This is a genomic window from Actinophytocola sp., assembly GCF_050699915.1.
Classification (GTDB): Bacteria; Actinomycetota; Actinomycetes; order Mycobacteriales; family Pseudonocardiaceae; genus Actinophytocola.
Window position 1 is genome coordinate 1 of sequence record NZ_JBOHGA010000305.1, and the last position, 6,025, is coordinate 6,025.

At 71.9% G+C, this 6,025-nt stretch carries 10 protein-coding genes; 3 read left to right on the plus strand and 7 right to left on the minus strand.

The annotated features are described in order from the left end of the window. Positions 1-53 precede the first annotated feature (53 nt). The 4 genes from ACRDSK_RS30935 to ACRDSK_RS30950 all read right to left on the minus strand — a co-directional run bounded on the left by ACRDSK_RS30935 (position 54) and on the right by ACRDSK_RS30950 (position 2,326). Positions 54-200, minus strand: a complete 147-nt coding sequence (locus tag ACRDSK_RS30935; RefSeq protein WP_431444934.1) for a hypothetical protein — start codon at positions 198-200, stop codon at positions 54-56. Between the two features lie 5 nt (positions 201-205). Beyond that, the gene (locus ACRDSK_RS30940) at positions 206-1,255 is read right to left on the minus strand and encodes a ScyD/ScyE family protein (RefSeq protein WP_431444935.1); all 1,050 of its coding nucleotides are present in this window, start codon (positions 1,253-1,255) and stop codon (positions 206-208) included. Between the two features lie 80 nt (positions 1,256-1,335). Then, the gene (locus ACRDSK_RS30945; RefSeq protein WP_431444936.1) at positions 1,336-1,857 is read right to left on the minus strand and encodes a mycothiol transferase; all 522 of its coding nucleotides are present in this window, start codon (positions 1,855-1,857) and stop codon (positions 1,336-1,338) included. A gap of 10 nt (positions 1,858-1,867) precedes the next feature. Further along, the gene (locus ACRDSK_RS30950) at positions 1,868-2,326 is read right to left on the minus strand and encodes a protein-tyrosine phosphatase family protein (RefSeq protein WP_431444937.1); all 459 of its coding nucleotides are present in this window, start codon (positions 2,324-2,326) and stop codon (positions 1,868-1,870) included. A 295-nt stretch (positions 2,327-2,621) separates the two neighbouring features. Here ACRDSK_RS30950 and ACRDSK_RS30955 point away from each other — a divergent pair, with 295 nt between their 5' ends. Then, positions 2,622-3,023 (plus strand): histone-like nucleoid-structuring protein Lsr2, encoded by a 402-nt coding sequence (locus tag ACRDSK_RS30955; protein WP_431444938.1) that lies wholly within the window; start codon positions 2,622-2,624, stop codon positions 3,021-3,023. Positions 3,024-3,127: 104 nt separating this feature from the next. Here ACRDSK_RS30955 and ACRDSK_RS30960 read toward each other — a convergent pair whose 3' ends face one another. Beyond that, on the minus strand, positions 3,128-3,373 hold the full coding sequence (locus tag ACRDSK_RS30960) for a hypothetical protein (RefSeq protein ID WP_431444939.1): 246 nt from the start codon (positions 3,371-3,373) through the stop codon (positions 3,128-3,130). Between the two features lie 110 nt (positions 3,374-3,483). Between ACRDSK_RS30960 and ACRDSK_RS30965 the strand changes: the two genes are divergently transcribed. Both ACRDSK_RS30965 and ACRDSK_RS30970 read left to right on the plus strand, forming a co-directional pair. Further along, complete coding sequence (locus ACRDSK_RS30965; protein ID WP_431444940.1) at positions 3,484-4,131, plus strand: hypothetical protein; 648 nt, start codon at positions 3,484-3,486, stop codon at positions 4,129-4,131. 5 nt (positions 4,132-4,136) lie between these two features. After that, entirely contained in the window at positions 4,137-4,895 is a 759-nt protein-coding gene (locus tag ACRDSK_RS30970) for a class I SAM-dependent DNA methyltransferase (RefSeq protein WP_431444941.1), read from the plus strand. A 52-nt stretch (positions 4,896-4,947) separates the two neighbouring features. On the opposite strand, the gene ACRDSK_RS30975 is transcribed toward ACRDSK_RS30970, so the two are convergent. Both ACRDSK_RS30975 and ACRDSK_RS30980 read right to left on the minus strand, forming a co-directional pair. Beyond that, on the minus strand, positions 4,948-5,157 hold the full coding sequence (locus ACRDSK_RS30975; protein ID WP_431444942.1) for a CsbD family protein: 210 nt from the start codon (positions 5,155-5,157) through the stop codon (positions 4,948-4,950). 108 nt (positions 5,158-5,265) lie between these two features. Continuing rightward, positions 5,266-6,025, minus strand: a 760-nt coding sequence (locus ACRDSK_RS30980) for a phytoene desaturase family protein (RefSeq protein ID WP_431444943.1), incomplete at its 5' end; no start/stop codon positions are given.

A 6,025-nucleotide genomic window follows, 5' to 3' on the forward strand; every position in this document is an offset into this window, starting at 1 on the left:
CGCCCGGCCACCGTGACGGTGGCCGGGCGCGGCGTCTCCTCCCTCGGTCAGTCTCAGTGCAGCGGGATCCGCACGACGGAGCCCGTGTCGGGGCACGTGCCGCAGTTCGACACGTACGCGGACCGGCCCTTGATCGCGAGGCCGCCCGGGGTGTTCAGTCCGGCGCTGGCCACGATCTGGTGCGACCCCTTGCGCCCCACCTTGATCAACGCGCCGGTCGGTCGCCGGAGAGCAGGCTGTTGTGCGCGATCTCGAGCACGTACAGCTTGCGGTCCGGGCCGAACGCGATGTCGATGATGTTGGTGAAGCCGCCGGCGTACACGGTCGGGGCCTTGCCCGGTACCACGCGGTACACCAGCGCCCCGCCCACCTGGAACGGGAACCCGGTGAGGGAACCGACGTAGTACGCCCCGTCCGGACCGCGCACGACCGACGTCGGCACGGCCTGCATCGGGATCTTCGTCCCCGGCGGCAGGCCGAGGAACGGCGGAGCGTCCACGAGCCGGTCCGGGAACGTGGCCACCGTCGACACCCGCCCCGACGACGACACGCGCACCAGCGAGTTGCCGCCGGCGTCGGCCACGACCTGGCCGCTGCCCGACTGCAGCACCGACTGCGGGTTGCTGTCCGGCAGCCCACCGTCCGGGTTCGCCCGCGCCTCGAAGCCCGCGATGTCCGCGACCTGGCGGAGGCTCCCGTGCTTCTTGTCGCGCAGCAGCCAGCCGCTGGCCTGCTTCGCGAGCCGCGGCAGGCTCGCCCGCAGCGCCGGGTCGGCCCCGAGCCCGACCGTGAAGTACAGGTCGCGACCGCGGAACGAGACGTCCGACGGGCCGATCGCGTTCGCGCCCGTGCCCTGGTCGCCGATCGACGGCAGACCCTTGACGACCCGCCACGCCGTGCCGTGGCCGATCTTGCTGATGGCCCCGCTGACGCCGAAGCACACCGTGCCGCCCTCGGGTCCCGTGAAGCACGGTCCGCTGCCACCAGTTCCAGCCTCGGCCACGTAGAGTGATCCGTCCGGCCCGAATGCGAGACCGCGCGGACTGTCGAGTCCACCCGCGACGGTCGTCATTCCGGAATGCGCAACAGCGGTTCCCGGAGTGACCAGAATGGAACACACGGTGCCGGCCGCGACGAGCGCGGCAGCGAAACGAGACCTGGTAGCACGCATAGGCAGACCTCTCTTCGAGTCGGACCCCGACGAGCGGCGGGCCCGCGAAACGGGCCCGAACCTTGATTCGAGATATGCCGGCATGCCGTTACGGATCAATCACTAGTTCATCTCGTTTACCAATACACGTCCCATTTAGGCGAAATTGCCATTACGGTGAGTAGTCATCGAACGAGGGGCGGGCGTCGCTCCAGCAGGCCGCGGACGAACGCCGCCTGGCCGACGTGCGCGAGGTCGTCGGACACCACGCTGACCAGCCGCACGCCCAGCGTCACCGGCGGGTCCCAGTTCCGGTCCACGACGCGCGGCAGGTCGTCGCCGGACAGCGTGGCGACGTAGGCGAGGGTCCGTTCGTGGGTGGCCTCGTAGTACCCGACGAGTAACTCTGCGTCAGCCCGCACCTTCGCCACGTCGGCCGAGCTGTGGCCGTACCCCGTCGCGCCCGGCTCGAACGGCAGGTCGAACCGCTCGGCCCAGCCGGCGGAGGTCCACACCTGGTCGGTGCCGGCGACCTCGGCGACGTGGTCGTCCTGGACGCGGGTCAGGTGCCACACCAGCCAGGCGATCGAGTTGGCGTCCTCGTCGACGCGGTAGGCGAGCTCGTCGGGCGTCAGGCCCCGCACGGCCTCGCGCACCTCGTCGCGGATCCGGTCGAAGGCGTCGATGAGCAGCTCTGCACTAGTCACGCCGGCGACGCTACGCGGGACCCCTGACAGTTTCGGTCGGGAAGCGGCGCACCCAGGCACGCTGCCACGGCGTCTCGACCGCGCCCTCCCGGTAGTGCGCCCGCGTCCAGCCGACCGCCTCGCTCGCGGGGACGCCGGCGAGGACGGCGAGGCAGGCGACGACCGTGCCGGTGCGGCCGACCCCGCCGCCACAGGCGACCTCGACCCGCCGGCCCGCGCGGGCGAGCTCGTGCAGGGCTCGAATCTGCCCGACGGCGAGGTCCCGGTCGCGGGGCAGCAGGAAGTCCGGCCAGTCGAGCCACCGCTGCGGCCAGCCGAGCGCCTCGCGGTGACGCGCCCAGAGCCGGCGCGAGCCGAGGTAGAGGCCGAGTTCGGGCACCGGCCCGGCCGGGGTCGGCAGGCGCAGGCCGCGACCACGCACCCACGCCCCGTCGGGCAACCGGATCGCACCGGTCAGCTGTTCGCCCATCCCCCGATGATGGCCGACTCGCCCGCCGCGGCGGGCGTCGGGGTGGAAACCACCCGAATGGCATCGGCAACTCGGCGCATTATGGAGTCAGGGCCGGCTACCGGGCGGCTCCTGCCTCCCGAGTGGTTTCGGGGAATCCGCCCGACCGTTTCCATTTTGTTCGAACCAGACAATTTCCGAAACAGTTGGGCGAGCAGGTCGACCGACTCATGACACGACAGGCATCGGTGAGATACCGTGCGGACCAACAAACCACTTGGTCTGCACGCATCTAACCTCGACCAGGAGTACAGCCATGGCACAGAAGGTCCTTGTCCAGCTCATTGACGACCTGGACGGCACAAGTTCGGACGACGTCACGACCGTCCAGTTCGGGTTGGACGGCGTGACATATGAGATCGATCTCTCCGGAACCAACGCAGATCGACTCCGGGACATGCTCGCCGACTACGTCGGCTCGGCCCGCCGGACCGGTGGCCGGGTCAGGCGCGGGGCCCGCCCGGGTCAGGGCGGCGGGGCGAACAACGACGCCGGCGCGATTCGGGAATGGGCGCAGGCGAACGGCATCGAGCTCGCCGCGCGCGGTCGCATTCCCTCGCATGTCGCCGAGTCATACCGCCAGGCACAGGCCGACGACAAGGCACGGCCGGCGACCAACGGGGTAGCCAAGCGCCGCCCGCGCGCAAAGAAGAGTTGAATTCCCGGGTCCCCACCGGAAATGCTGCACCGGCAGCGGTCGATCGGTGACGAGGCGTGGCGGCCGCTTATCCGGCCGGCAGCCGCGGAACGGACGAATTGTCGCTAGGTCCGGTGTGGACAGGGCGGTTCCAGCCCGGCGCGGGACGCGCGCGGGGTCGCTCGGTGGTCGAGCCGCGAGCAGACCGGGCCACGATCCAACGTACGCAGCAGCTCTTCGTCGGAGTAGGCGAACGGCTCCGCGTCGATGTCCGCTCGCCACGCCGCGAACAGCGCCATGAGCTGGGCAAACTCCCCATCCGCGGCTTCCACGAGCGATACGTCGCGGAACTGGGCGCGGATGTTACTCACGGGTCGGTTCGGCAAGATCCCGATCGGCCATTCGGACGCTTTGTTCGTCGATCCGTCGCCTTTCGAGGCCGTCGACCGTTAGAAAGAGGCACACCGACGAAAGGATGGTCATGGCCAAGGGGAAGGGCGCCGGCATGATCCTCATGGCCGGCGTGCTCGCCCTCGCCGTGGCGTCGGCCGACGAGGACAGCAGCGGGTCGGCATCCAGCACCGGTACCGGCTCGGGCCAGGTCGTCGTCAACTCCTTCGCCGCCCGCCTCGCGGCGAGCAAGCTGGCGGCGAGCCAGGGAAACCTCAACGGCGCCTTACAGCACCTGGGCATGACCGCCGGCCCGCGGGGACAGCGGCACAGCGTCAACTGCGCGGCGTTCGCCACCGGCCAGGTGCGCCAGTACCTGTTACGCACCCCGTGCCGCTCGATGGACCGCCTGTTGTTCACCATCCGCGACGGCCGGGGCGGCCGGATCGCGGTCGCGGTGGCCTGGGTCGACTTCCGCAGCGCGCCGCAGGCGAGGCAGTTCCGCCAGCTCGACGACACCCCGGGCGCCGGCCAGATCAACCCGCTGCCCGGCTCGACGGTCGGCATCCGGAACGTCACCCTCAGCGGCAACCACCACCGCTCCCGCCAGGTCGGCAAGACGGCGGTGTCCGCGGACGCCGAACCGGTGGCCGGCAGCCAGCAGACCGAAGCCCTCCTCGACGAGATCGCCAACGTCGCCGTGCTGCTCCCCCACGGGTACCAACAAAACGGAAAGTAGCGTCGGTGTCCGGCCCGCGCGCCTTCTACGACGAGCTCGCCGCCGACTACCACCTGATCTTCCGCGACTGGTGGGCCAGCGCGACCCGGCAGGGCGACGTGCTCGCCGAACTCCTGCACCGCGCCGGGACGGACCCGCCCGCCACCGTGTTCGACTGCACCTGCGGCATCGGCACGCAGGCACTTCCGCTGGCCGCCCTGGGGTTCCGGGTGACCGGCTCGGACCTGAGCGCCTCCGCGATCGAGCGGGCCCGGGCCGAGGCGCGCGAGCGCGGCATCGACGTCCGGCTCGACGTGGCCGATGTCCGTGCCCTGCCCCGGGTTCGGGTCGACGCCGTGCTCTCCTGCGACAACTCGCTGCCGCACCTGCTCACCGACGACGACCTGGCCGCCGCCGTGCGGTCGATCCGGGGCTGCCTCGCCGCCGGCGGGCTCTTCCTCGCGAGCATCCGCGACTACGAGGCGCTCCTCCGGGACGGCACGGCCGGAGTCATGCCGGCGGTCCACGAGGCCGGGGGCGAGCGGCGCATCGTCGGGCAGGCGTGGCAGTGGACCGACGACCGGCGGCAGATGGAGATCAACCTGTTCGTCCTGCGACAGGAGGAGGACGGGTGGACCGCGGCGGTCCGCTCGACGACCTACCGCGCGCTGCGCCGGGCGGAGCTGACCGCGGCGCTCGCGGCCGGCGGGTTCGGCGAGATCACCTGGCTCGAGCCGGCGGAGACCGGCTACCACCAGCCGGTCGTGCTCGCCCGGGCCGAGTGAGAACGGAGAGGAGGCCGGCGGTCACCCGCCGGCCTCCTCCACCTCGACACCGCTACTCGCCGCGCAGGCGCTCCTTCGCGTCCTGGGTCGCGCCGGCGGCCTTGTCACGCAGGTCGTGGCCGGTCTCCTTGGCCTCGCCGCTGAGCTGGTCGCGCTTGCCGGCGTTCTCCATGTCCTCGTTGTCGGTCGCGCGGCCCATCCGCTCCTTGGCGTCACCGGCGACCTGCTCTGCCTTGTCCTTGGCCTTGTCGAACATGCCCATCTGGCACTCCTCTCCCCTGCGGGTTCCGTCCGGTCGGGCTGCCCGCGATCGCGCCGGCGAAACCCGCCCGGCCCCGCGATCACCCGTACGGTGACGGATCACACCAGGTCAGCGGTACAGGGCGCGGTGCAGCGAGCGGATCAGCGTGCCGTAGCCCACGCCGAGGTGGCCGTCTCGGGCAAGCGCCGCTCGGGCCGCGTTGGAGCCCGGCGCGCCGTGGACGCCGCCGCCCGGGTGGGCCGACGCGCCGGCCAGGTACAGCCGATCGACCGGGGTGTCCGCCCGGCCGAGGCCCGGCACCGGGCGGAACACCAGCTGCTGGTGGATGGCCGCGGTGCCCCCGTTTATCGCGCCGCCGACCAGGCTCGAGTTGTGCGCCGCCAGCTCGGCCGGCCCGGCGACGGCCCGACCGACGATCCGGTCCCGGAAGCCCGGCGCGACGTCCTCGACCACCTGCTCCATCCGGTCCGCCCGTCGCCGCAGCCGGCTCTGCGACCACTCCTGGCCGCGCGGCACGTGCGTGTACGCCCACACCGACTCGGTCCCGGCCGGCGAGCGCGACGGGTCCGCGGTCGTCATCTGCCCCAGCAGGAGGAACGGCGCACGCGGCACCCGCCCGCACGCGAGGTCGGTGGCGAACCCGGACATCCCGTCGAGGTCCGCGCCCAGGTGCACGGTGCCCGCGCGGCCGACCTCCTCCGCCGCCCAGGGAACCGGCCCGGACAGGGCCCAGTCGACCTTGACCGTGCCGCCGTCCCAGTGGAAGTTCGGCAGGTCCGCGACCAGCCGGGCCGGCAGGTGTGCCTCGCCGACCAGGTCGCGGTAGAGGACCGGGGCCGGCACGTCGGCGAGCACGGCACGCCGCGCC